This window comes from Prevotella rectalis, from assembly GCF_900607215.1.
Taxonomy (GTDB): Bacteria; Bacteroidota; Bacteroidia; order Bacteroidales; family Bacteroidaceae; genus Prevotella; species Prevotella brunnea.
In genome coordinates this window covers 1,138,951-1,139,608 of record NZ_LR027820.1, presented here as the reverse complement: position 1 = coordinate 1,139,608, position 658 = coordinate 1,138,951, and the positions used below count along the sequence as shown (strand labels likewise).

Below are 658 nucleotides of genomic sequence, written 5' to 3'. Positions count from 1 at the left end.
AGTTTAATTTTTCTCTCGGTCTTTCGTTCAATTTCTTTTGTATCGACATAATTCTCTTGTCTGTGTAATGTTCAAACGAATCCTTTTTCGGTATATATTGTCTGATTAGTTTATTTGTATTCTCAATCGCTCCCTTTTGCCAAGAACAATATGGATCAGCGAAGTATACGGGCACGCCTAAGAACTTGGTAATGTCCTTATGTGCTGCAAATTCAGGTCCGTTGTCTGTTGTAATGGTCTTCAGACAGTCCTTGTATGGTGGCAGCAGTTTCCTAACTACCTTTGCCAGAGGCTTTGACTGCTTTCCAAATGGCAGTTTCTGCATAAGCAGCATATTGGTGGATTTCTCTACCAGTGTGAGTATGGTATGCTGGTCAGGGTCTACGATCAAGTCCATCTCAAAATCTCCGAATCTCTTCCCGTCAACTTCCTTACTTCTTTCATGGATACTCAACCTGTCTTTAATTGGAAGATGTCTGCCCTTGGGACGATGTCTGTATTTCATCTTATGCCTTGTGTGTTTGGCAAGTTCCCCTGTTGTATCATTATGAATGATATTATAAATGGATTGGTGGGACACCTTTATTCCCTCATTCTTGCGCAGATAACCTGATATTTGTCGTGGAGACCACTGGTCATTGGTGATATATTCCTTAAT

The 658-nt window shown here is 40.6% G+C and carries 1 protein-coding gene (cut by a window edge); it reads right to left on the bottom strand.

Features of this window, described 5'->3' with window-relative positions; genetic code table 11:
* The coding region annotated (locus E0E16_RS05910) for an IS30 family transposase (protein WP_130829732.1) crosses the window boundary (this coding region is incomplete at its 5' end): on the bottom strand, positions 1-658 show 658 of its 690 nt. 32 nt of the annotated region lie to the left of the window's left edge.